Below are 22,477 nucleotides of genomic sequence, written 5' to 3'. Positions count from 1 at the left end.
GATCATGCGGCACGGCATACATCCACCTGCAGCCGCTCTGAGCCCTGCGCGCGAACGCTGTGCACTCGGCTCGCCCCTCCCCCGTAAGGACCTCTATGCAAGCCATCACTGTGCGAGACCGTGACGCCGGCCTTGCAGGGATGTCCCTGACCGACATGCCCTACCCCCATGCGGCTGAGAACGACGTCATCGTCCGGGTGCACGCCGCCGGCTTCACCCCTGGCGAGCTGGACTGGCCCGCCACGTGGACCGATCGGGCCGGCCGCGATCGGACGCCGAGCGTGCCCGGGCACGAACTGTCCGGCGTCGTCGTTGAGCTGGGATACGGCACCACCGGCCTGAGCGTCGGACAGCGGGTGTTCGGCCTGGCCGACTGGACCCGTAACGGCACGCTCGCCGAGTACACCGCAGTGGAGGCCCGCAACCTCGCCCCGCTGCCGGCGGGCATCGACCACGCCGTGGCCGCCGCGCTGCCGATCTCCGGGCTGACGGCCTGGCAGGGTCTGTTCGACCACGGCCGCCTCAGGACAGGCCAGACCGTCCTGGTCCATGGTGCCGCGGGCGGCGTCGGCTCGATCGCGGTACAGCTCGCCCGCGAGGCCGGCGCCCGCGTCATCGGCACCGGTCGGGCCTCCGGCCGGGACAGGGCGCTCGCCCTCGGCGTCGACACCTTCCTCGACCTGCGGACCGACAAGCTGGAGGACGTCGGCGAGGTCGACGTCGTGCTCGATGTGATCGGCGGCGACATCCTCGACCGCTCGGCCGCCCTGGTCCGCCCCGGTGGCACGCTGGTCACCGTTGTCACGCCCCCCGAGGTGCGGCCCAAGGACGGGCGGGCGGTCTTCTTCGTCGTCGAACCCGACCGCGTTCGGCTCGCCGATCTCGCCGCGCGGCTGAGAGACGGCCGGCTCAAGCCGGTCGTCGGCGCTGTGCGGCCGCTCGCCGAAGCCCCCTCCGCCTTCGCTCCCGGCAAGCGCACCCCGGGCAAGACGATCATCCGCGTCACCGAAGACCGAGCAGGAGACCCATCGTGATCGGAATGCGCATCGCCGCCGGCCTCCTGGCCATGGCCACGCTGACTGCGGCCACGGCCTGTTCGGCCTCGGACCAGCCCACCCACGCCACAGGGACGGCCGCAGCCGTGGCATCGCCTGCGGCCATGGCCTCGACGCGCCCCGCCGAGACCTTCACACCGCTGCTCCAGCAGGCCCTTGCGAAGGTGAAGGGCAAGACGTTCACCTCAGCGATCGTCGCCTTCCCGCCCCACGCGAGCGCGCTGCCGCACCGGCACGGCCAGGCGTTCGTCTACGCCTACGTCCTCGAAGGCACCGTGCGCAGCAAGCTCGACGACAAGCCGGTGACCACCTACCACCAGGGCGAGAACTGGGTCGAGCAGCCCGGTGCCCACCACGTCCTCACAGAGAACGCCAGCCGAACCAAGCCAGCCAAGCTCCTGGTCGTCTTCGTCTCCGACACCGGAGCCAAGCTCAAGGTCGACGACCAGCAACCGTAGCCCCGGGGCATCCACGGGGCGGCACCACCCTGTACCACCCCGCCGAAGTCATCCGCTGCGGCGGCCTGCCGCAGTACCTGCGGGTGGTTCCGAGGTGATCGATCAGGCCGGCAGATCGGGTCCTGGGTGCGCATATGATCCGCCCGTGACCCATCCGATGCAGCTGTTCGGGGAAGAAGACACCCGCAAGGTCCAGACCGCCGTGGCAGGACGTCCCGGATCGGACGAACCGGTTTTCCTCCCGTTCGATCACGGTGAGTTCTCCGACTTCCTCGCGCGCTACCCGCACGTCGACTTCTTCTGCGGCTCGCTCCTTGGCGGCTGCGGGAAGAAGCTGTCGGCGAAGCGTTACACCAGCAAGAAGTGCCACTTCGCGCATCACCCGCCGGTCCGGTGCCGGCGCACCGCGAACAACGAGGCCAGCGCTGACCACCTGTATGTCGGGCAGGCTCTCAAACAGTGGCTTCAGCGGCAGGGCCAGCGTGACGTGACCGTCTCGTACGAACTGTTCGGCGCCGATTCCGACGGCTGCGTCACCGTCTCGTTCGACGGGGGGCGTCGCGCTGTCCGAGTTCAACTCGACCGCATGGAGTGGAAGTCCTGGCTCGCCCGCCGCGAGAAGCTGAACCGGGCGGCCCGTGGCAAGGCGGACTGGATCTACGGTCCGGACAGCATGCTCGCGCACAACGAGGTCAACGCTGCGGGCTATGCGCTGCGGGTGCAGTGCCGCACTGTGGGTGCGACACGCGAGGTACAGATCGGAACGCAGCTGCCCGGGCACACCATCGAGTGGACCACTCTGGACCACTGTCTCCTCTCCGACTCCAAGATCCTCACTCCGCACCTGGAGGAGACGGATGAGGGCGTTCGGGTACGCAGGCCGGGCGCCGCCCCGACAGCACCCACCCCTGCGGCCCAGGGTTCACCGGTGCACTTTCAACTGGCGCCCGGCACGGTGGCGTTCACCGCTGCCGTGGCCGTGGCCGGCACGGAGGGCCCCCGGCGCCTCTACGACGCCGAGGTCCAGTGCTCGGGATCGGCGGTGGCCCCTGGCCGCATATCACTGCCTGCCGAAGCGGCCGTACCCGACCACGACCAGCTTTGGGTACTGCTCGGTCCGGCGACCCTCCGGCTGCCCCTACCAGGCGACAGCCCCACGCCTGATTCCCGCGTCATCATCACAGCGGAGAGCATCGCCCGACTGGAGGGCAACGCGCGTGAGCCGTGGCAGGGCCTGCATCCACTCAACGCACCGGCCCCCACCGCGCCCCCCTCACCGTCAAGGAAGGTCTCGGACAACACCCGCACAGCACCCCCACCCGCACCGGCAGTCCCCGATCTCGACGACGAGCATGCCGTCCCAGCGATCCGTGAAGGCTGGGAAGGCGACCTCTCCGGTGATGCGCCGGCACGGATCCGCACGCGAGAGCAGGTACGCGCCTACCAGGCGTTCGGCACGGCGCAGTCGCCGTCAGGCGCTGAGCCGCCCGCCCAGGCGCCCGCGCCCGGTCCCTCGGCCTCGCGCGTCGCCGGCCCTCCCGCCGCCGCACGGCGGTCCGGGCCCGAGCACGAGGCCCGGGCGGCTCTGGAGGCGCTGCTCGACCAGAGCCGCGAGGCGAGGGACGCCGGCGACTGGGGCGCCGTACGGGAGACCGCGCGATACCTCGCCATGCTGCGGGACAACCCGACCGTCGTCGAAGCCGTACGCAGTGCCGCCGCAGCCGAGTACGAACTGCTGACGGCCTGGTCCGGTGGAAGCCCGACCGTCTCGGGTCACCGGCTCGCCAGCCTGCTGAAGCATCTGAAGGAGGAGGGCGAGAACCTGCCCCTGGCCGCTCTGCGCCGCCTCGTCGACGACGCCGAGGCGGAAGCCGACAAACTCGACCGCTACCTCACCACCGACGAACTCGACGAACTGAGGCGCTGGGGCGACGAGCTGGCCAGAAGGTCAGGACGCCTCACACTGGACGCCCTCCAGCGGCTCGGCAGTGAGGTCCGCTCCGCCCTCGAGTCCCACGCGCGCGCGGGAACCGTCGTGCCCTGGTCGGTCCTCAGCACCGAGGTGGGCGAAGGTGTCCTCGGCCTGCACCCCGATGACCAAATAGAACTACTCATCCAGGCGGACGGCGACACCGCCCAGGACGCGCCCCTGCTGTCCGCCCTCGTCACCGACGACGACTTCCAGGTACATCCGTTCTACGCCAGGATTCTCGACCATCTGGACCGCCCTCTGTACGCGGAGGCCGAGTTCCGGACACAGTGGCGCCGCGACGTCCTGCGACTGCATGAGGTCTGGGAAGGGTCGACCGTCGACGACGGGTAGGTGCGTCTTGCGGCTGATGTACGTGCCTGACGGTTCTTCGCATCGTGGGGTGTCAGAGGCGCGGCGGGGGCGTCTCGAAGGCTTCGTCGCGCTTCCGCGCCGTCGTCCTTCGTGCACTGTCCGGCCGGGTGCCGGAGAAGGGGCTGCTGCCGCTCGCGGGGTGCCGCTTCGGGGGAGGTGACCGCTCATTTCCGGCGGCGGGCGAGTCACCGACGTCAGGTGTACTGGCCGTACATCCCTGTTGTGGGCCCCCTACCGCCGCCGGGACGGACTTCCGCATTCCTGCGCCGGGGGGGGTCGGTCCCTTCCCGGAAGGCCGAGAATGCCGGAGAGGTGTGTCCTGCGGTCGAAGTCCTGCGCGAGCAGAAGGGCCTGGAAAAAATCCGGTCCGACTCCTTGTTTATGCCCTTCGGGTTCTCCTTCAGTGGTGGGGTCCGGAGGTCTCGGTCCTCCGGGGCGGGCTCCGTCCTTTCCCTCCTCGAGGCCGTCGCCGGCATGAGGACCGCCGTGGTGGCCGGCGCCGCGGCCCAAGGAGCCGCCGCGACGCTTTTTCGCACGCCCTTCCGAGCGCCATTCCCGGGGCGTTCGGAGAACGTGACGAATTCCCTGGCATGTCACAGGTTCCGCTGGTGACGGCGAGACCGCAGTGGATAGGATGTCGCGCGCTGCTCGCGATGGCGGTCGGCGAGGTCGGCGGTGGGGGCGGGAATACCGTGGTTGAGCTGCGGAAAAACACGGCACAGAGGGGTTCCGCCCGAGTTTCTGCGCGCGCGTTCGCCTTCTTCGGCGCGTTGTGCTTACGACTCGTCCACGGCATCTTCGAAGGATCATCGCAAAGCGGCCCACGCGACAGCAGTGGGCCCTTTTTCTTTTCCGTGGCGTTCACGGACGGCGTCCACGCCTGAGCCGCAAAAAGGACAAGCAGCGAGAATCGGGGGCTTCGTTCTCATGACCAGAGAAGTGGGGAGTGTGATGCCATGAACCGAGTCGGCAGAGACTCGCGCCGGCCGGCCTGGAGGGCTGTGGAGCCGCTGGCGCGCATAGGGTTGTCCGGTCTCTTGGTGGCGGGCGGCGCCGTGGGGGCGACGGCCGGAGAGGCCGCCGCTTCGGCCGCCGACGGCACGCTGACGGTCGAGGTACTGCGCGACTTCTTCGGCACCGGCGTGATCAACACGACGATGGACGTGCCGCAGCGGGGCATGAAGGTGCGGATCACCGACCCCGCCGGGCACGAGATCACCGGCGTCACGGACACCACGGGAAAGGTCGTGGTGTCGCCGTCGCCCCAGCTCAGCGGCGGCCGGTACCGCGTCGACGTCAGCATCCCGGCGCCGTACAGCGGCTATCTGCGGGCGGCGCCCGCGTCGACGGCGGAGAACCACTTCGACAGCTTCACGTCGTTCGTGGACGTGGCGGAGGGCAAGGACGCCTCCGTGGTGACGGCGGTGTGGAATCCGGCCGACTACACGCTGCCGGACACACGGTACTTCGTACCGGTCCACAACGGCGCCAACGGGACCGACACCCGGGCCCTGGTGGCGTTCGGGACGAAGACCCGGGGCACCTGTCCCACCGATGTGGCGTGCCCGGCCACGCTGGCCACGCAGGAGCAGGTGGGCACGACGTTCGGACTGGCGTACGACAAGGACCGGACCCGGCTGTTCCAGAGCGCGTTCGCCCGCCGGTACGCCCCGTACGGGCCGCAGGGCGGGGGCGCGATCTACACCGTGCCGGTCAACGGCTCGGGTGCGCCGCAGCTGTTCGCGCGGGTACCGGACGCCGCGGTGACGCGGCACGACAGCGCCAACATGATCAAGGATGCCGGGTTCACCGACACGCCGGGCAAGGAGAGCATCGGCGGCTTGGCCCTGTCGGAGGACGGCTCCACGCTGTACGCGGTGAACCTGCGGACCCGCAGCCTGGTGAGCTTCGACGCGACCGGGGCCACCGCCGCGGCACCCAAGTCGACGGTCACGATCCCGGACCCGGGGTGCGCGAGCCCCGACGACTGGCGGCCGTTCGGCCTCCAGGTCCACGACAACACGCTGTACGTCGGCGGCGTGTGCAGCGCGGAGAGCACGCAGCGGCGCGCGGACCTGAAGGTCTTCGTCTCCGCCTATGACGGCAAGCGGTTCACCACGGTGCTGAGCCACCCGCTCACGTACGAACGCGGCACCGTCTTCGGCTCCGGCGACAAGGCCACCCACTGGAACCCGTGGAACACCGGCCTGGACACGTGGGACGACCGGAAGGCAGGCAACGTCTTCATCGATCCGCAGCCGGAGCTGAGCTCCCTCGCCTTCGGCCGCGACGGCTCCATGGTCCTGGGTTTCCGCGACCGGTTCATGGACGTGCTCAGCTGGGGAGGGCTGGACCCCCGCCCGGGGAACGACACGGCGGAGAACGGCATGTCCGGTGGTGACATCACCATGGTCTGCGCCACTCCCACCGGTGAATACCAGTGGGAAGGCACCGGGAACTGCCCCAACCACGCCACCCCCGCCACCAATGGCGGCCAGGCCGCCGATGTCGTCGAATACTTCCCGGGCGACTTCTACGCCAACGCGCACCAGGAGACCGCGCTGGGGTCGGTGGCCTACATCCCGCAGCAGCAGTGGGTCGTCAGCACGGAGTTCGACCCGGTCGTCAACGTCGCGACCTCCGGGACCGGGTACCACGACATCACGACCGGTCAGGGCCCGGGCAACAACCCGGCCGCCAACGGGTTCCAGTTCGTCAGCCAGGCACAAGGCGGGTTCGGCAAGGCCGGCGGACTCGGTGACATCGCCTACGCGGCGGCGAACGCGCCGATCCAGATCGGCAACGTCGTGTGGTTCGACGGCGACCACAACGGGATCCAGGACCCCGGGCACGTGCTGCTGCCGGGGGCGACGGTCAACCTGCTGGACAAGGACGGCAAGCAGGTCGCCACGACCACCACCGATGCCGCCGGCGAGTACTACTTCGGCGGTGTCGGCGCCGCGTACGAGCTCACGCCGGGCGCGAAGTACACGGTGCAGTTCGACGTGTGCACCGCGGACACCGGCCAGGTACCCGGTCAGCCCCCGGCGAGCGCGCTGCGGTTCACGCTCCCGCGCGCCGGTACCGACCGCGCGCACGACTCCAATGTGACGCCGCCGACCACCGGGCGGTTGTGCAACGGCTACGCGCCCGTCACAGCGCCGGACAAGCCGGGCGGGGTCGACCACACGATCGACGCCGGGGTGTACCTCCCGAAGAAGACGCCGACCCCGACGCCGACCCCGACTCCGACGTCGAGTTCGACGCCGTCCTCCAGCCCGACGCCGGTGCCGTCCTCGCCGCCGGGGGCCACGCCGCCCCCCGCGCCGCCCGCCCACCCGGCCCCGGGCGGTGGGGGCGGTTCGATGGCGGACACCGGTATGACCGGGCTGCCAGGGATGATCGCCCTCGCGACGCTGCTGGTGGGCGCGGGCCTGGCCGTCGCGTACATGAGCCGCAAGCGTCGCGCCCGGCAGCACTGAACCGACGGAACGAACAGAAAGACCCGGACAACAGCAGTGATCTGCCTGCCCGCGGCCCCCAGGGCGCGGGCAGGCAGATCACGTCTCGGCCGGGCGGTGGGGTGACGGAGAGGGTGAAGCGGAAGAGTGTCAGCGTCGAGCCGCGTGCGCAGCGGGAGAACCCAGCAAGCTCTATCGGGCGGTGCGGCCGGCCGGCGCCGATGGCCGCGGCCACGCCGGCCGGCGGCCGTCGTCGCCCTCACGGCCGTCGTCGTCGCGGCCGTCGCGGGGACCGCGTTCCTGCTCGGCCGTTCCGGCTCCGGCCCCGACGGACCGCGCGCGCTGACGTCCGGCGAGGCCAACCGGCTGGCGCTCACACGGTTCCGCAACTACGAGGCGCGGGGCCGAGCGGTCACCATCACCGTGCCGGGCACCGCCGGCGCGCTGACCGTCACCGCGTCCGTCGACTACCGGGGCAAGCTCGGTTACGGCGTGGTGCACGGCACCGGGCGCGACACGTCCAGCGACGGGCTGATCGGGTGGACGGCCACCTCGGTGTCCGTCCACCCGATGACGCACGCACCGACGCACGCACCGGCGTCACCGCCTCGCTCGGGCTGGTACAGCCGTCCGCTGCGGTCGTCCGGCGGCTCACTGGACAGCTCGCTGGCCATCGCACTCCGTCTCGGCGCCGACCGGCCGGACAACGCCGAACTGCTGCCGCAGAACGGCGCCCTCTGGCGGGGACGGGACCGGGTGCACGGGCACCGGGTGGACGTCATGACCGGGCCGTCCTCCCGGGACCGCTCCGGTACGGCGGACACCGTGCGCTACTGGATCGGCTCGGACGGCACCATGTACCGGGTCCGCGTCGACGTGCGCTCCGCGCCGCAGCCGGTGTTCATCGACTTCGACACCCAGACGTACGGGCCGGTCAAGGCGGTACCCGGAGTCACCCCGGCGCCGTGAGCGCCGTTCAGGACGTGCGCACCCGGGCGCCCGCGGCGAGCAGGGACGCCGGCGGCAGCGGGATGCCCTCCGTGTCCGGCAGGGCCGGAACGGCCGGGACGACGGTGGCGCCCGTCGTCCCGGCGTGGGGGAACTCCGGCTGCGGTGCGGGCGCCGCGACCTCGGTGAACGGGATGCCACCGGGTGCCGTCGGCATCGTCCACCTGCCGACCGGCGAAGCCGCCCCGGCCGGCACGGGGCAGGACGCGGTGGTCGCGAGCCGGGCGGGCACGGTGCTGCGCAGCTCGTTGCCGCGCAGGCAGTTGCCCCGTCCCCGTGTCGCGGTGGGGAACGTCCAGCCGACGTCGACGCCGTTGCCGGTGAACGTGTTGTCCACGATCTGGTTGCCGAGCGGCGGCAGGTCGGCGGTCGCGGTGATCACCACCCCGGCGTTGCTGTTGTCGGCGATGCGGTTGCGGACGAACCGGTTGTCGCTGCCGCCGTCGACGCCGATGCCGGTGCCCCACCCGCCGTCGGCCTGCTCGGGCGTGGCCGTCTGCTGGTTGGCGGCGATCAGGTTGCCCGCGATGACGGCCCCCCGCTGCGGGAGCAGCTTCTCCTGGTGGTCGGAGTTGGTGGTCAGGCCGACCCGGTTGCCGACGAGACGGTTGCCGACCACGTACATGTCGCCGCTCGCGTTGGTGCCTTCGTAACCGACCGCGTTGAGTTCGGCGACGTTGTCCCGCACCACGATGTGACACGGCTTGCACTGCCCGACGTAGATACCCGAGTCGGCCCCGCCCGACGCGTACGAGTGCTCGATGGCACCGTTCTGCGCGGAGAACGCGTAGATGCCGTAGAGACCGTTGCGGGTCGCGGTCACATGCGAGACCAGGAACGACTTCAGGAAGGTCACGGGCTCGTCGCCGGTGTCGTATCCGCCGCTCTGCCCGGGCAGCCCGGCGGCGGCCGCCGCCGAACCCGTCACCAGCACGCCATTCTGCGTGTTGTTCCGCACGGTCAGGTTCTCCACCGCCACCCCGGGCGCCGCGACGACGACACCGTTCGGCTGCCGCAACCGCCCGTCGATGACGACCTTGTCCCGGGACGCGCCACGGAGAGTGATGCGAGCCGTCTTGATCCTCACCGATTCGTGGTACACACCGGGTGCCACCAGCACCAGGTCACCGGGCCGCGCCAAGGACACCGCGGCCGAGATCGTCGGGGCGTCGGCGGGCACGCGGATCGTCACCCGCGCGCCGCTCGGTCGCCGGCCTTCCCCCGCTCCGCCGCCGTCGTCGCCGCAGCCGGCCACCAGTGTCAGCGTGCCCACCACCGCCGCCAGCACGCGAAGAGCTAATCGAGGCATGATCACAGTCTGGCACGACGCCCAATTCCACGCCAGAATCGCCTGGTTGACCGGCACACGAGATCCCGGTGTGGCACTCTGCACACCATGCACCGAGCCGATCAGCAGCCGTCGCGCCGCGCGTTCCTCGATGTCACCGGCACCATGGTGGCCGCCGGTCTGGTCGCCGGGTGCACAGCGGACTCCGCCCGGCCGGGCCGGCCCGCCCCTTCCGCGGCGACCACGCCGATGCCGGTCCCGGTGACCGGCCGGCATCAGGCGGGCATCACGCTCCCCCAGCCGGCCCAGCGCAACCTGCTGGCGGTGGTGGCCGACCTGGCTGCCACCGTGCCCGCAGGCCCGTTGCTGGCCGACCTCGGCCAGGCCATCCGCGCACTCGCCGCGGGGACCGACCCGCGGCTGCTGGGCCTGCCGCCGGGGGACCTCACCGTGACCGTCGGCGTGGGCCCCCGGCTGGTGCGCGCGGCCGGTGCCTCACTGCCCGGCGCGACCGACCTCCCGCGCTTCTCCCGCGAGCGGATCGCCCCGCGGGCCCGCGGCGGTGACCTGCTGCTGCAGATCTGCGCCAGCGACGCGCTGCTCCCGCCGGTCGTCGCCGCCGCGCTCCTGGACCAGGCCGGTGACCGCGTCCGCGAACGCTGGCGGCAGTCCGCGCGCCGCGGTACGCACGTGCCCCTCGGCAACGGCCTCACCGCGCCACGGAATCCGCTCGGCTTCATCGACGGCATCGTGGGACCGCACACGGCCGCCGAACAACGACGCGACCTGTGGCTTTCCGGACCCTCCGCGGTCGCCGGCGGCACCCTTGCCGTACTGCGGCGCATGGAACTCGACCTGTCGCGGTTCGCCGCCCTGTCCGTGGCCGAGCAGGAAGCGGTCTTCGGGCGGCGCCGGGCCAGCGGCGTCCCCCTCTCCGGCGGCACCGTCGCCTCCGGCCCGGACCTCGGCGCCAAGACACCGGACGGACGCTATCTCGTCCCCGTGGACGCCCACGCGCGCAGGGCGAACCCCACCGCGGTCGGCGCCGGCCTCATGCTCCGCCGCTCCTACAGCACCGACGAGCCCGCCCCCGGCCTGCTCTTCATCAGCTTCCAGAACGACCTGCGGACCTTCACCGCGACCCTCACCCACATGGACACCTCCGACGCGCTGCTGCGCTTCACCACCACGACCGCCGGCGCGACCTTCCTGATCCTCCCCGGCTTCGACCGACGACGCCCGCTCGGATCCCAGCTGTTCGGCTGATCACGCCGCCACCCGACAGGAGGCGCCGCCATGCGCATCCCCGGCCCCGAACACCAGAAGGACGACGGACCGAGCGCCGTCGCGGCCGCGGGCGGGCTGCACCGGTACCAACTGCAGCTGCACGACACGTACGGGCCCGTCGTGCGCTTCCAACTGCCGGGCGCGAACGCCGCCGTGTCGATCGCCGACCCCGTGCTCCTGGAGGCCACGGCGCACATCGACGAGCGGCCCGCGGCACTGTTCGCCTTCCTGGACCCGCTGTGCGAGGCGGGCAACCTGCAGGTGCTCCCCGCCGACGAACACACGCCCTGGCGTCGGCTGCTGCTCTCGGTGCTCGCCGGGCGCCCGGCCCACGGACGGCACTTCGCGCGCTTCACCGAGCTGACGCTTGGGCTCGCGGACCGCTGGAGCGGGCGGGGCGGGGGCGAACCCGTCGAGGTGCAGCAGGAGCTGACCGCGCTGTCGCTCCGCATGATCTGCGGGTTCGCGCTCGGCGACGCCGGCACGGACGCGGAGCGGGTCGCCGCCGCGTTCGAGGAGGTGCTCACCGAGCACCTCGGACGGCTCTACCAGGTACCGCGAACCGACCCGCGCTCGGCGGAACGAGCCGAGGAGGCCCTCGGGTATCTGCGCGCGACGGTCGACCGTGTGGTGGCGGCACACCGCTCGGGCGGCCGCACCGACCGCAGTGACCTGATCGGGGCGCTCGTCGAGGCCGGGGAGAGTCCGGCGCGCATCCGGGACACCGTGATGGTGACGCTGCTCGCCGCGCACCACACCACCGGCGTCGCCGTCTCGTGGACGCTGCACCTGCTGGGCCGCCACCCCCGGGTGGCCGACCGCGTCGCCGCCGAACTGGACCGGGTGCTCGGCGAGCGCGCCGCGCCACCCGGAGCGGTTCGACCCCGAGCGGTTCACGCCGCAGGAGGTGGCCGGGCGGCCGCGGCTCGCGTACATCCCTTTCGGGATCGGACCGCGCGGGTGCGAGGGCGCTGCCCTGGCCGTGGTCGAGGCCCGGCTCGTACTGGCCGTCCTTCTCAAACGCCTGCGCTTTCGGCCTGCGCCGGGGCCACGAGGTGACACCCGTGGAACGGTTCGTGCTGTGGGCACGGGACGGGATCCGGATGACGGTGGGGCCACGGGACGTCCAGACCCGGCCGGCGCCGCCGTAGACGACGCGTCACCCCTATGACGACGCGTCACCCCTGTGGATGGCCATGCCGTTCAGTCCTCTGGAGGGCAGGCCGTCCATGGGGCGGGGCCAGCCCGGCATCCGTGGCCGGCCGCGGTGGTCCCCGGCCGTACGGGTGCGGGCTGCGACCGCCCGGTGCCGCCCGCACACCACCGCGCCCGGCACCCGGCATCGGCGTCGGCGTCGGCGTCGGCGTCGGCGTCGGCGTCGGCGGGTGCTTCTGCCCTGCGGCGACCGGTCAGCGCCAGCCGAGCTCCGGAGCGACGTGGGTCAGGACGCTCTCCAGCACATGGGCGTTGTAGTCGACACCGAGCTGATTGGGCACGGTGAGCAGCAGGGTGTCGGCGGCGGCGACGGCCTCGTCCTCGGCGAGCTGCTTGACGAGTACGTCCGGCTCGGCGGCATAGGACCGGCCGAAGATGCTGCGCGTGGCCGCGTCGATGTAGCCGATCTGGTCCTGCGAGTCCTGGTCCCGGCCGAAGTAGGCGCGGTCCCGGTCGTCGACGAGCGGGAAGACGCTGCGGCTGACCGACACCCGCGGCCGGCGTGTGTGGCCCGCGGCACGCCATGCCTCGTGATAGGCCTCGATCTGCTTGCGCTGCTGCACGTGGAGCGGCTCGCCGCTCTCGTCGTCCTTGAGCGTCGAACTCTGGAGGTTCATCCCGAGTCCGGCCGCCCAGACCGCGGTGGCGTTCGAGCCGGAGCCCCACCAGATCCGGTCCCGCAGTCCCTCGGAATGCGGCTCGATCCGCAGCAGCCCCGGCGGGTTGGCGAACATCGGATGGGGGTCGGGCTCCGCGAAGCCCTCGCCCCTGAGCACCTCGAGCAGTTTCTCGGTGTGCGCGCGTGCCATGTCGGCGTCGGTGCCGCCCTCCGGGGGCCGGTGGCCGAAGTGCCGCCAGCCGTCGATCACCTGCTCCGGTGATCCCCGGCTGAGACCGAGCTGGAGACGGCCTTCCGAGATCAGGTCGGCCGCGCCCGCGTCCTCGGCCATGTACAGCGGGTTCTCGTAGCGCATGTCGATCACGCCCGTGCCGATCTCGATCCGGCTGGTACGCGCGCCGATGGCCGCGAGCAGGGGGAAGGGAGAGGCGTGCTGCCGGGCGAAGTGGTGGACTCGGAAGAAGGCGCCGTCCGCCCCCAGTTCCTCCGCGGCGACCGCGAGGTCGATCGCCTGGAGCAGGGAGTCCGACGCGGAACGCGTCCGCGAGTGCGGTGACGGCGTCCAGTGCCCGAAGGACAGGAACCCGATCTTTTTCATGCAGGTTTCAACAATTGGGGGGCGCATTCATTCCACGGTGGGGGCGGCCCGGCCCACGGGGGCGGGTGACGGCCGGGCGGGTTCGGGTGCCGGGGCGCCCGGGCCGAGTGGCCGGATCGCAGCCGGGGCGACACGGCCGACGCCTCACCCGCGACGCCGCCCGCGACGTGTTCTGGCGCCTGCGCCTGACCCAGCCGCAGGTCACCCAGATCTGGGCCGACCGCGGCTACTCCGGCCACCTCGTGGACTGGGCCCGCGATCGCCTCTGGCTCACCCTGCGCATCGTCTCCCGGCCTGCCCCAGCACTCCGAAGCCCACCTGGGCCCTCATCACCACGATGACCCCCGAAAGAGCCCCCGCACCGACACCTGGACCAGTGGGCTGATCACCGGCAACACGCTCCGGAAATCACTTGCAGTGCCCGCTTAGAGTGCGGACATGCCAATGTCGCTGCACCTGCAAGAGATCACCCCCGACAACTTCGAGACCGCCATCAACCTGAGAGTCCACCCCGACCAGGAACACCTGGTGGCACCCGTGGTGAAGTCACTCGCCGAGGCATACGTCCACCCCGGCATCGCATGGCCCCGGCTCATCTGCGATGACGACGAAGTCGTCGGGTTCCTCATGGCCTTCTTCGACATCGACTGGACCGGCAAAGGCACCGACTTCCGCTCCGGACTCTGGCGTCTGAACATCGCAGAGGGAAAGCAGGGCCGAGGCTACGGACGCTTCGCAGTACAGTCCGTGGCCGGCGAGATCCGGCGCCGAGGAGGCACACGACTGACGACCACCTGGCATCCCGGAGCAGACGGCCCCACAGGCTTCTATCTGGCGCTCGGATTCCAACCAACCGGAGAGACCAGCGGAGACCAAACGGTGGGCGTGCTGAAACTGAACTGAACCCGCGTTTCTGCCGCACCTGCACGGACCACGCACGACGATCTCCGGCCAGCCGAGAACCCCGTCGATGGCTCCACCCGCAGCTTGATTCACAAACACTTACTCAGGCGGCCCCGCAGCGGCGGCTGTTCGGAACCGCCCCCGCCGCCGCACGTGAGAAGGTCCTGGCGTGGCAGCGGCACGTAAGGGAAGCCGCATGTGGCCTGCCCCGCGGGCCCGGCAGCGAAAGAGCGGTGCGCACCCCCGCCACGGTGCTGCGGCCCGGTGAACAGGTCCAGGCCGCCACCACCCGCCTGGACGTCCTCGCCCTCTTCAGCTGTAGTTGCAGCCGAGGTCGACCAGGGTGGCCTGCGGCGAGGCGTTTGGTCTTGGATAAGTGGAGCTGTGGGCCGACTGGCGGAGCAATCAGCGTCTCGACGAAGGCAGCGGTTCTGCATCGGTGTGCCGGTGAGAACGACGGGCGGCGAGGCCGAAGGCCAGTCCTCCCGCGATGAACCAAGGGTTCCAAAGGGCCAGCGTCCAGGCCCGCTGCCCCGTGCTCACGGAGGTGTCCAGGTGCGTTGGGTTGATCAGCAGCAGCACCTCGACACCGATACCACGGGCCAGCAGGAGAGCACTCACACCCCACCCCAGCCGCCTGGCCGGCAGAGCGGGAACGCCGCGGAGTCTGGACCCGGCAAGTAGCCATGCCAGCAGAGCGCCGAGGAGACAGAGGACGCCCACGCCCCACAAACCGATCACGACGAACCACAACGGCCGCTCGGTGGCCAGCGGACCGGCGGAGAGGTTCAGCCCCACGTCACCGCCGACGGCCCAGTAGAAATGCAACGCGGCGAACGCGACTGCCCATACACACGCAATACGCCCCCACAGCATGGACGGTTCTGTGTCCAGCCCCTCCTGTTCGCGGTTCATCGCCGACCTTCACGTGCATCGCGCCTGTCAGCGCGGGGGCTACCCGCTTCCCGGGGCACCACGATGAACGCGGTGCCCTTGATCAGGTCGATGTCGGAGCGGGGCGGCGCACCGTCGCTCTCGTCGTCCCGCAGCAGCAACTCCACCCGTCGCTGCTCCATCTCCACCGTCTTGTTTCCGTTCACGGTCGCCGTGAATTCATCGAAGGCGATGCTCGACAAGGACCGCCCCGTGCGCCTGCGCAGCCACGGGATCAGGCCCAGCCCCGTGAACCATCGCCACACGCTCTCCATCAGGGCGAACAAGATCAGCAGACACGCCAACGCCGGGAACGACATAGCCCACATCGCCACACCTGACCCCCCATCATCCGCAACACAGTCGACGGTCGGGAAACGACGGAGGCATCGGCGTCGTTCCCACCGGAGGGCGCGGACCGGTAGGAGGTGGTCACTGCTGAGCACAGCCGACGGTGTTGACCGCTCGGAGCGGATCGCTCGGCAACGGCACGAGCCGCGGCCGGGGTCCGTCGCGGACCGCACCGTCGGCGAGGAGCGGAGCGCTTGCCGGGAACGGCCCGGAGACGGTCCGAGGTGTGAAGCCGTCCTGCCGGGCAACTCGGTCGGACACGTGCGCAGGCACGCAGACCGTCAGGCAGGGGGATGACATGTCGGTCAGGGCTCGGAACGCCTTCGCCGTCACCGCGGCGGCGCTCGCGGGCGGCTGTCTGGGCGTCAGCGCCGTCCGCTGGTGGTCGCGCCACGCACCGCCTCGGCCGCAGACCTGGCCCCCGGTCCCCGAGCGACCGCTCGAGCCGATGGCGCCCCAGGAGGTGCTGCGCCGCTACTGGAGCGCACTGCAGCCGCTCGACCTGACGTCGTAGACCTGGTGCGGTGCGGTGCGGTACGACGCCGGCGGATGCCGCCGGCGGGCGCACCCCCCCTTCAGGCCCAGAGGTCCTGGCTTGCGCATACCCGGGCACCCATGTTCCGCTCCATCATCCGCAGCGCCGCACGGGCGAGGTCCTCGTGGATGTGCGCGACGGCGTCCTCGGGAACGATCACCTCGAAGTGCCGGATGTGTGCGTCGAGGGCCGAGTAGAGCACGCACTGCTCGGTCACCTGCCCGGTGAGCACCAGCCGGTCGATGCCCTGCTGGTGCAACAGGTACTGCAGCGGGGTCTCGAAGAAGATCGAGTGACGGGCCTTGAGCACGAAGAGTGAGTCGCTGTCGGGCCGCAGAGGTTCGACGAGCCGGGCATGCGGAGTGTCCAGAGCCCGTGCCAGCAATTCGCCGTGGTGGGAGCGCCATTCGCCGAAATTGTCATTGACGTAGATCACCGGGGCCTCGTGACGGCGTGCGCGTCGCAGCAGACCCGCGACGACGGGCACGATCGGTTCTGCCGAGCGGATCAGCTGGTCGGCGTCCTTGTGGTCATACGTGTTGATCATGTCGATGACGATCAGCGCAGTCTTGCCCATACGGTCAGCGTTCCACCGATGGCCACACAGGCAACTCGGCCCCCGGTGCGCCTCACGCCGCAACGTCCGCCTGGCCGCCGAGGGGCAGGCGCAAAAGAGCGCCGGTGACGCCCGTGAGGCGAAGGAGAAGGCCAAGGACGTTCCAGCACGGGCGCTTCGCACTCACCGAGGGCCTTCCCGGTCCCGTCCGGGAAGGCCCTCGTTCTGTTGCGGACGGGACCGGGGTCAGGGCCGGGTGGCGGAGAAGCTGTCGGGGTGGACCGGGAAGATCTGGTCCAGGCCGACGATGCGCAGGACGCGCAGGGTAGGGGAAGGGACGGCGGCGAGCGCGATGTCGGCCTGGGCGGCGTGGGCATGGTCGCGCGCCGCGATCAGGGCGGTGAGACCGCTGGAGTCGCAGAAGTCCATGCCGGCCAAATCCAGGACGAGGCGCTGGCCCGGCTGGAGAGTGAGGGTGGTGAGCACTACGCGCAGGTCGGGTGCGGTGGTGTAGTCGAGTTCGCCGGAGATCTCCAGGACGGGACCGGTGACGGCATCTCGGGTTGTGATCTTCAGCGGGTTCATCGTGTGTTCGTCGTCTGGGGATGAAGGACGGTGGCGCCGAGGGCGAGCAGGGCGGTGTCGTCGTCAAGGCCGTCCCCGAAGCCGTTCAGCAGGCCGGTCAGGGCCTGGATCAGGGCGTGCGGAGGGCGGCCGGCGTGCTCAGCGGCGAAGGCAAGCAGGGCCTCGTCCCCGAACAGGGTGGTGCGCTCCTCACCGGTGCGGGCCTCGGTGATGCCGTCGGTGTAGAGCAGCAGCACGTCGCCGGGGGCGAGCACGGTGGTGGCCGTTGCGAAGCGTGCGGAGGGCAGGATGCCGACCAGGAGGCCGCCCGGGGTGGGCAGGAAGTCGGCCGTGCCGTCCGTCCGCACGATGAGGGCCGGCGGGTGGCCGCCCGAGGCGAGGCGGACGGTGACCTCCCCCGATGCAGGGTCGGGTTCGAGGGTGCCGAATATGGCAGTGCAGTAGCGCGGGTCGCCACTGCCTGTGTAACGCTCGTGGAGCGCTGTGTTGAGGGTGGTCAGGGCGGCGACGGGATCGGGGTCGTGCAGGGCGGCGGCGCGCAGGGTGTAACGGGTCAGCGAGGTGAGCGCGGCGGCCTGGGGGCCTTTGCCGCATACGTCGCCGAGGAAGAAGGCGAAGCGTTTGCCGTCGATGGGGAAGACGTCGTAGAAGTCGCCGCCGAGCCGGTCGGGATGGGCGGTGTGGTAGTAGGCGGCCGTCTCCATGCCGGTGACCGGCGGGAGGGTGTCGGGCAGCAGTGACTGCTGGAGCACGGCGAGGGCGTCCTGCAGCCGGGCGCGGTCGGCCTCCGCCTGCTTGCGTGCTTCCTCGGCTGCTTTCCGGCCGCGTAGGAGTTCCTCCTCGTAGGCGCGGCGGTCGCGGGCGTCGAAGACGGTGGTGCGGATCAGCAGCGGCTCGCCGCTGCTGCCCTGCTTGACCACCGATGACACCAGGACGGGCATCCGTGCACCGCCGGTCTGTTTGATCTCCAGAGCTATGCTGCTGATCTCGCCCTGCATCCGCAGCAGCGGCGCGTAGTGCGTCTCGTGGTACAGCTTGCCGCCCACGGTCAGCAGGTCGGTGAACCTCATCCGGCCCACCACCGCTTCCCGCTCAAGGCCGAGCCAGCCCAGCAAGGTGGTGTTGATCTTCGCGATGGTGCCGTCCATCAGCGTGGACAGGTAGCCGCACGGCGCGCTCTCGTACAGTTCCTCGGCGCTGTCCTCCAGTAGCGCCGCGAAGGCCGCCACCTCGTAGGTCTTGTCACCGTCAGCGTCACGCGGGTCGGGCTGCCGCCCGGTACTGCACATCACCGCAGACCTGCCAGGAAGCTCTGTATCGCTTCGTTGGTGGCCTCGGGTGCGGACAGGTGCGGGCAGTGCCCGGTCGCGTCCAAGGTGACCAGGGTCGATCCGGGGATCGCCTGGTGGACGAAGGCGCCGACTTCCCGGGGGGCGATGACGTCCTGGTTGCATTCCAGCACCAGTGTCGGCACCCGCACGGTCTTCAGGTCGTCCCGGGAGTCCGACAGGAAGGTGGTGCGGGCGAAGACGCGGGCCATGTCCGGGTCGGTGGCGCAGAAGCTGTTCGTCAGCTCCTCCCCCAGTTCCGGGCGCTCCGCATTACCCATGATCACCGGGGCCATCGCCGCTGACCAGCCCAGATAGTTCGACTCGAGCGATGCCAGCAGCTCGTCGATGTCCTCGGCGCTGAACCCGCCCCGGTAGTCGCCGTCGTCGATGTACCGCGGGGAAGGGCCGACCATCACCAGGGCCCCGATCCGTTGCGGCGTCATGTCGGCGGCCAGCACCCCGATCATCGCGCTGACCGAGTGGCCCACGAACACCGCATCCCGCAGGTCGAGCTCTTCGCAGACCTCCACCACGTCCCGGGCGTACCCGTGCAGCGAGGCGTAACGTTCCTCCGAGAAAGCGGACGGATCCGCGCGGCCCGAACCCACGTAGTCGAACAGCACCAGCCGGTACTCCTCGGCCAGAGCAGGCACCGTCAGCCGCCACATGTTCTGATCACAGCCGAAGCCGTGCGCCAGCACCACCGCTCGCCCCTGCGGGTTGCCGACGACGCTGACGTTGTTCCTGCGGCCGATATCCATCCGGCCAGTCTTGCAGGCCCCGCTCATCGACAGGCCACTCCTGCGGCCTCACCCACCCCCGGCCCACACATCGTGTCCGCAAACACCGCCGGTCAGCGCCTCGCGGACCACCGCATCTGTGAACAACCACCCCAGAATGAGCGGTGTCGCAGCTCACGCGAAGGCCGATCCCTGAGGCGGCACCGCATCCCCGTGCACGGGGCGTGAAGCGCACGGTGCGCGGAGGGTAGTCGCCTGGCGGTGGCGAGCCCGTCGCCGACAGCGTCGGTCGTCGACCAGCACGCGTCACCGGGACTGCGACCCGTGGTCTTGCCGGTGGCTGGTCTCCTGTCATGCACAGGTGTGAAGATGTCGCCATGCATGCGATCTTCGAGAGGGAGCTGCACGTCACGCGGCGCGAGCAGGTTCTAATGATCACCGCCAGCGGTGAGGTGGACTACGGAGACGCCGAGGAGTTCGCGGCCGTCTGAGGCGCGGCCGACCATGCCGGGCTCCCCACCACGGCAGTGGACCTGTCGCGGGTCGCGTTCGCCGACAGCATGCTCCTCAACGCCCTCCTGGAGGCCAGGCGCCGTCATGCGGCCGCAGGCCGGGACCTCATCCTCCTCGGTCCCTTGCAGCCGGCCGTCACTCGCCTGCTCACCGTCAGCGGCACGCTCGGACTGTTCATGATCGCCGGCATGGGGCCCGCACCGATCAGCTAGGACCCATGGGCGGCACCCATGGAGCACGGCGACAGCGGGTAAGCGAATACGCGATGACGACAGTCTGTGATGAAACGGCAAGGAACCCACAGAAAGAGTTCTATGGTCACCCCGCTGAAGAATCGGGCATCGGATGAACAGGAGCCTGCGCCGTCGCTGCGGTACAGCGTCTCCTGGGAGACTGCAGATGTCTCGATCGCCGAGGCCCGAGCAGCCATACGCACGCTCCTGGCCCAGGCCGGCCACGAACCCCACCACCGGTCGAGCCAAGACGCTCAGCTCATCGTCAGCGAGCTGGTCACCAACGCGGTGCGGCACGCCCCCGGCCCGGGCGGATTGGTGCTGGATCTGACTCCCGACGCCGCCCTGCTGCGCATCAGCGTGAGTGACTGCTCCTCTCACCTTCCTGAACTGCCGGCCCACGACGCCCGCCGCGTCGGCGGACACGGTCTGCACCTGGTCAACCGACTCTGCGACCAACTGCACGTCATCGCCCAGGACACCGGCAAGAAGATCGTCGCTCACCTTCGCCTTCACACGGCCGCCCGCTAGACGGCGTCTGCCGCAACAGCCCATCCTCGACGCTCCTGTGAACCGCCGAGCCCGAGAGCGGGCAACTGCGTACCCGCTCTCGGCGCGCGCGTTCAGTGACTGGTGAGCATGCCTTCGCGCAGCCGGGCCAGGCAGCGCGAGAGCAGTCGGGAGACGTGCATCTGGGAGACGCCCAGGGCTTCACCGATCTGGGCCTGGGTGAGTTCCTCCACGAACCGCATGTGGATGATCTGCCGGTCGCGTGCGTCGAGTTCGGCGATCAGCGGGGCCAAGGCGTGGAAGTCCTCCACCAGCTCGAGTGCGGTGTCCTCGGTGCCGATGAAGTCCTGCAGCGCGGCTTCGCCCTCGTCGCTTCCGTTGAGCGTGGCGTCCAGGGAGGTGGAGTTATAGCCGTTGGCGGCCAGGCGCGCCTCACGCACCTCGTCCTCGGGCAGGCTCATCAGCTCCGACAGCTCCTTGACCGTCGGGGTACGGCCCAGACGGCTGCGCAGCTCCTCCGTTGCCCGCGCGAGCTGCACGCGGGCCTCCTGCAGGCGTCGCGGCACGTGGACGGCCCAGGTGGTGTCGCGGAAGAATCGCTTGATCTCACCGACGATGTAGGGAATGGCGAAGGAGGTGAACTCCGCCTCCCTCGCCAGGTCGAACCGGTCGATGGCCTTGATCAGGCCGATCATGCCGACCTGGACGATGTCCTCCATCTCCTCCGGCCCCCGGCTGCGGAACCGGCCGGCCGCGTAGCGGACCAGGGACATGTTCATCTCGATCAGCGTGTTGCGGGCGTAGCTGTAGGCGGGCGTGCCCTCTTCCAGCACCGCCAGCTGGTCGAAGAAGACCTTGGACAGCTCGCGGGCATCCTTCGGCGCCACCTGGGAGGGATCGGCAACCCGCGGCAAATCGACCATCTGCGCGTCCGTTGCTGTCGCACTCATGAGCGCCATGACCTGTCCCTCCCACAACCGAAGCCAGCCGTCGCCGCCAGCCCCATACCGCCGACCCGCGAATACCCCTTCATCTTGCATCTATGCCTGCGTGCGTACGAACCGGGGGGGCTGACCGAACGGCCCGGCACAAGATCCACGGCGAGCGGGACGGCACGCGCGCGCTGATCGAAGGTGCTTGCCACTCGGACGCCACATGACGCGCGAGCATGTCCTCGCCAGGTGCGAGGATGCTGTCGTGTGGGATGCGATCGACGCAGTGGACTGGGGCGCCATACCGGGCCATCCCGACTGGTATGAGCCGGCTCGTGCCGCCCGCGGTCTGCGGGCGCTGGCTGATGCGGCGAACCTGGTGGAGGCGGCGAAGGCCGGCTCGCTGCTCGGCGGCGGTGGCATCGTCCATGGTCACAGTGCCGCGGTGTTTCCGGCGGCTGCGGTCGCCACCCCGCTGCTCCTGGACATCGCTCAGCAGGGTCACCCGGCGGCCCGGGACACTGCGTTGGGGCTGGTCGATGAGGCCCTGTCGTCCTATCCCCACGCCGAGTACACGCGGGTGACGACGTCCTCCGGCACAGCAGTCCCGATCTGCTGCGCCATCGCCCACCAGCTGCGAGCCCGCACAGCTCTCCTCGCTGGATGGGGCAAGCGGGGCAGGGCGCTGCTTGCCGATGCGGCCGAGCACTGGCGTTTCGAGATCCGAGAGTGCGTCGCCGACGGCAATGACACGGCAGCCTTCGGGGCCCTGGCCGGCTGTTTCCCGGGTGGCGTGCACGCGGTGGAACTGCACCTCGGCGGTGAGATCACCGCGCTGGACGAGGTCGCCCTCGAATACCCGCCCGTGGACGGCTCGCTTGAAGCGTGCCTACGGGTGACGGGACGGCGTCCGGGCGAACTGCCGCCCGGTGCCGTCCTGTTTCCGGCGGAGTGCGGTGAACGCGTGCACTGACCGGCCTCCATGGTTCCCGGGCCATGCGATCCAGGGGCCGTCTGCCGTC

General features: G+C 70.4%; 19 protein-coding genes and 3 pseudogenes. 13 read left to right on the top strand and 9 right to left on the bottom strand.

What is annotated here, in order from left to right:
• Positions 1-95: 95 nt before the first annotated feature.
• The 5 genes from ACZ7KF_RS33955 (at position 96) to ACZ7KF_RS33935 (ending at position 8,287) form a co-directional block, all read left to right on the top strand.
• Positions 96-1,034, top strand: coding sequence for an NADP-dependent oxidoreductase (locus ACZ7KF_RS33955; RefSeq protein ID WP_471083890.1), 939 nt, complete (start codon positions 96-98; stop codon positions 1,032-1,034).
• Between the two features lie 5 nt (positions 1,035-1,039).
• The gene (locus ACZ7KF_RS33950; RefSeq protein WP_471084062.1) at positions 1,040-1,513 is read left to right on the top strand and encodes a cupin domain-containing protein; all 474 of its coding nucleotides are present in this window, start codon (positions 1,040-1,042) and stop codon (positions 1,511-1,513) included.
• A 94-nt stretch (positions 1,514-1,607) separates the two neighbouring features.
• Positions 1,608-3,836, top strand: coding sequence for a competence protein CoiA family protein (locus tag ACZ7KF_RS33945; protein ID WP_471083887.1), 2,229 nt, complete (start codon positions 1,608-1,610; stop codon positions 3,834-3,836).
• Between the two features lie 1,076 nt (positions 3,837-4,912).
• A complete protein-coding gene (locus tag ACZ7KF_RS33940) occupies positions 4,913-7,339 on the top strand; it encodes an SdrD B-like domain-containing protein (protein ID WP_471084060.1) in 2,427 nt (808 codons plus the stop codon).
• A gap of 279 nt (positions 7,340-7,618) precedes the next feature.
• Positions 7,619-8,287 (top strand): hypothetical protein, encoded by a 669-nt coding sequence (locus ACZ7KF_RS33935; protein ID WP_471084058.1) that lies wholly within the window; start codon positions 7,619-7,621, stop codon positions 8,285-8,287.
• Between the two features lie 7 nt (positions 8,288-8,294).
• Here ACZ7KF_RS33935 and ACZ7KF_RS33930 read toward each other — a convergent pair whose 3' ends face one another.
• On the bottom strand, positions 8,295-9,635 hold the full coding sequence (locus tag ACZ7KF_RS33930; protein ID WP_471083884.1) for a right-handed parallel beta-helix repeat-containing protein: 1,341 nt from the start codon (positions 9,633-9,635) through the stop codon (positions 8,295-8,297).
• Positions 9,636-9,722: 87 nt separating this feature from the next.
• On the opposite strand from ACZ7KF_RS33930, the gene ACZ7KF_RS33925 reads away from it, so the two are divergent.
• Both ACZ7KF_RS33925 and ACZ7KF_RS33920 read left to right on the top strand, forming a co-directional pair.
• Positions 9,723-10,880, top strand: a complete 1,158-nt coding sequence (locus ACZ7KF_RS33925) for a Dyp-type peroxidase (RefSeq protein ID WP_471083881.1) — start codon at positions 9,723-9,725, stop codon at positions 10,878-10,880.
• 30 nt (positions 10,881-10,910) lie between these two features.
• Positions 10,911-12,052: pseudogene (locus ACZ7KF_RS33920) on the top strand (cytochrome P450).
• Between the two features lie 258 nt (positions 12,053-12,310).
• Here the strand turns inward: ACZ7KF_RS33920 and ACZ7KF_RS33915 are convergent.
• Positions 12,311-13,333, bottom strand: coding sequence for an LLM class flavin-dependent oxidoreductase (locus ACZ7KF_RS33915; protein WP_471083878.1), 1,023 nt, complete (start codon positions 13,331-13,333; stop codon positions 12,311-12,313).
• Between the two features lie 438 nt (positions 13,334-13,771).
• Between ACZ7KF_RS33915 and ACZ7KF_RS33910 the strand changes: the two genes are divergently transcribed.
• On the top strand, positions 13,772-14,236 hold the full coding sequence (locus ACZ7KF_RS33910; RefSeq protein ID WP_471083875.1) for a GNAT family N-acetyltransferase: 465 nt from the start codon (positions 13,772-13,774) through the stop codon (positions 14,234-14,236).
• 405 nt (positions 14,237-14,641) lie between these two features.
• On the opposite strand, the gene ACZ7KF_RS33905 is transcribed toward ACZ7KF_RS33910, so the two are convergent.
• Positions 14,642-15,151, bottom strand: a complete 510-nt coding sequence (locus ACZ7KF_RS33905; RefSeq protein ID WP_471083872.1) for a DUF3995 domain-containing protein — start codon at positions 15,149-15,151, stop codon at positions 14,642-14,644.
• A complete protein-coding gene (locus ACZ7KF_RS33900; protein WP_471083869.1) occupies positions 15,148-15,489 on the bottom strand; it encodes a DUF6191 domain-containing protein in 342 nt (113 codons plus the stop codon). Before ACZ7KF_RS33900 ends, ACZ7KF_RS33905 begins: the two co-directional genes overlap by 4 nt.
• Before the next feature lie 329 nt (positions 15,490-15,818).
• Between ACZ7KF_RS33900 and ACZ7KF_RS33895 the strand changes: the two genes are divergently transcribed.
• Positions 15,819-16,034, top strand: coding sequence for a hypothetical protein (locus ACZ7KF_RS33895; protein WP_471083866.1), 216 nt, complete (start codon positions 15,819-15,821; stop codon positions 16,032-16,034).
• A 61-nt stretch (positions 16,035-16,095) separates the two neighbouring features.
• On the opposite strand, the gene ACZ7KF_RS33890 is transcribed toward ACZ7KF_RS33895, so the two are convergent.
• On the bottom strand, positions 16,096-16,632 hold the full coding sequence (locus ACZ7KF_RS33890; RefSeq protein ID WP_471083863.1) for a cysteine hydrolase family protein: 537 nt from the start codon (positions 16,630-16,632) through the stop codon (positions 16,096-16,098).
• Positions 16,633-16,693: 61 nt separating this feature from the next.
• On the opposite strand from ACZ7KF_RS33890, the pseudogene ACZ7KF_RS33885 reads away from it, so the two are divergent.
• Positions 16,694-16,774: pseudogene (locus ACZ7KF_RS33885) on the top strand (CsbD family protein); the annotation flags it as partial.
• Positions 16,775-16,857: 83 nt separating this feature from the next.
• Here the strand turns inward: ACZ7KF_RS33885 and ACZ7KF_RS33880 are convergent.
• From ACZ7KF_RS33880 to ACZ7KF_RS33870, 3 genes are read right to left on the bottom strand one after another with little or no spacing between them, the layout of a single operon-like run.
• Complete coding sequence (locus ACZ7KF_RS33880) at positions 16,858-17,196, bottom strand: STAS domain-containing protein (protein WP_471083860.1); 339 nt, start codon at positions 17,194-17,196, stop codon at positions 16,858-16,860.
• Positions 17,193-18,485 (bottom strand): PP2C family protein-serine/threonine phosphatase, encoded by a 1,293-nt coding sequence (locus ACZ7KF_RS33875; protein WP_471083857.1) that lies wholly within the window; start codon positions 18,483-18,485, stop codon positions 17,193-17,195. Before ACZ7KF_RS33875 ends, ACZ7KF_RS33880 begins: the two co-directional genes overlap by 4 nt.
• A complete protein-coding gene (locus tag ACZ7KF_RS33870; RefSeq protein WP_471083854.1) occupies positions 18,485-19,288 on the bottom strand; it encodes an alpha/beta fold hydrolase in 804 nt (267 codons plus the stop codon). The genes ACZ7KF_RS33875 and ACZ7KF_RS33870 overlap by 1 nt, the downstream gene beginning before the upstream one ends.
• Positions 19,289-19,785: 497 nt before the next feature.
• Here ACZ7KF_RS33870 and ACZ7KF_RS33865 point away from each other — a divergent pair.
• A pseudogene (locus tag ACZ7KF_RS33865) lies at positions 19,786-19,992 on the top strand (STAS domain-containing protein); the annotation flags it as partial.
• A 102-nt stretch (positions 19,993-20,094) separates the two neighbouring features.
• A complete protein-coding gene (locus ACZ7KF_RS33860; RefSeq protein WP_471083851.1) occupies positions 20,095-20,544 on the top strand; it encodes an ATP-binding protein in 450 nt (149 codons plus the stop codon).
• Between the two features lie 92 nt (positions 20,545-20,636).
• On the opposite strand, the gene ACZ7KF_RS33855 is transcribed toward ACZ7KF_RS33860, so the two are convergent.
• Entirely contained in the window at positions 20,637-21,482 is an 846-nt protein-coding gene (locus ACZ7KF_RS33855; RefSeq protein ID WP_471083848.1) for an RNA polymerase sigma factor SigF, read from the bottom strand.
• A gap of 238 nt (positions 21,483-21,720) precedes the next feature.
• On the opposite strand from ACZ7KF_RS33855, the gene ACZ7KF_RS33850 reads away from it, so the two are divergent.
• Entirely contained in the window at positions 21,721-22,428 is a 708-nt protein-coding gene (locus ACZ7KF_RS33850) for a hypothetical protein (RefSeq protein ID WP_471083846.1), read from the top strand.
• Positions 22,429-22,477: the final 49 nt, after the last annotated feature.

The organism is Streptomyces sp. NPDC038200 (genome assembly GCF_055600785.1).
Note: the sequence above shows the minus strand (reverse complement) of the source record. Positions and strands in the feature narration are given on the sequence as shown.

Coding starts and splice junctions, on each gene's coding strand:
- ACZ7KF_RS33955 (WP_471083890.1), top strand. CDS start 96: ATGCAAGCCATCACTGTGCGAGACCGTGACGCCGGCCTTGCAGGGATG.
- ACZ7KF_RS33950 (WP_471084062.1), top strand. CDS start 1,040: ATGCGCATCGCCGCCGGCCTCCTGGCCATGGCCACGCTGACTGCGGCC.
- ACZ7KF_RS33930 (WP_471083884.1), bottom strand. CDS start 9,635: ATGCCTCGATTAGCTCTTCGCGTGCTGGCGGCGGTGGTGGGCACGCTG.
- ACZ7KF_RS33925 (WP_471083881.1), top strand. CDS start 9,723: ATGCACCGAGCCGATCAGCAGCCGTCGCGCCGCGCGTTCCTCGATGTC.
- ACZ7KF_RS33915 (WP_471083878.1), bottom strand. CDS start 13,333: ATGAAAAAGATCGGGTTCCTGTCCTTCGGGCACTGGACGCCGTCACCG.
- ACZ7KF_RS33910 (WP_471083875.1), top strand. CDS start 13,772: ATGCCAATGTCGCTGCACCTGCAAGAGATCACCCCCGACAACTTCGAG.
- ACZ7KF_RS33905 (WP_471083872.1), bottom strand. CDS start 15,151: ATGAACCGCGAACAGGAGGGGCTGGACACAGAACCGTCCATGCTGTGG.
- ACZ7KF_RS33900 (WP_471083869.1), bottom strand. CDS start 15,489: ATGTCGTTCCCGGCGTTGGCGTGTCTGCTGATCTTGTTCGCCCTGATG.
- ACZ7KF_RS33895 (WP_471083866.1), top strand. CDS start 15,819: ATGTCGGTCAGGGCTCGGAACGCCTTCGCCGTCACCGCGGCGGCGCTC.
- ACZ7KF_RS33890 (WP_471083863.1), bottom strand. CDS start 16,632: ATGGGCAAGACTGCGCTGATCGTCATCGACATGATCAACACGTATGAC.
- ACZ7KF_RS33880 (WP_471083860.1), bottom strand. CDS start 17,196: ATGAACCCGCTGAAGATCACAACCCGAGATGCCGTCACCGGTCCCGTC.
- ACZ7KF_RS33875 (WP_471083857.1), bottom strand. CDS start 18,485: ATGTGCAGTACCGGGCGGCAGCCCGACCCGCGTGACGCTGACGGTGAC.
- ACZ7KF_RS33870 (WP_471083854.1), bottom strand. CDS start 19,288: ATGGATATCGGCCGCAGGAACAACGTCAGCGTCGTCGGCAACCCGCAG.
- ACZ7KF_RS33860 (WP_471083851.1), top strand. CDS start 20,095: ATGGTCACCCCGCTGAAGAATCGGGCATCGGATGAACAGGAGCCTGCG.
- ACZ7KF_RS33855 (WP_471083848.1), bottom strand. CDS start 21,482: ATGGCGCTCATGAGTGCGACAGCAACGGACGCGCAGATGGTCGATTTG.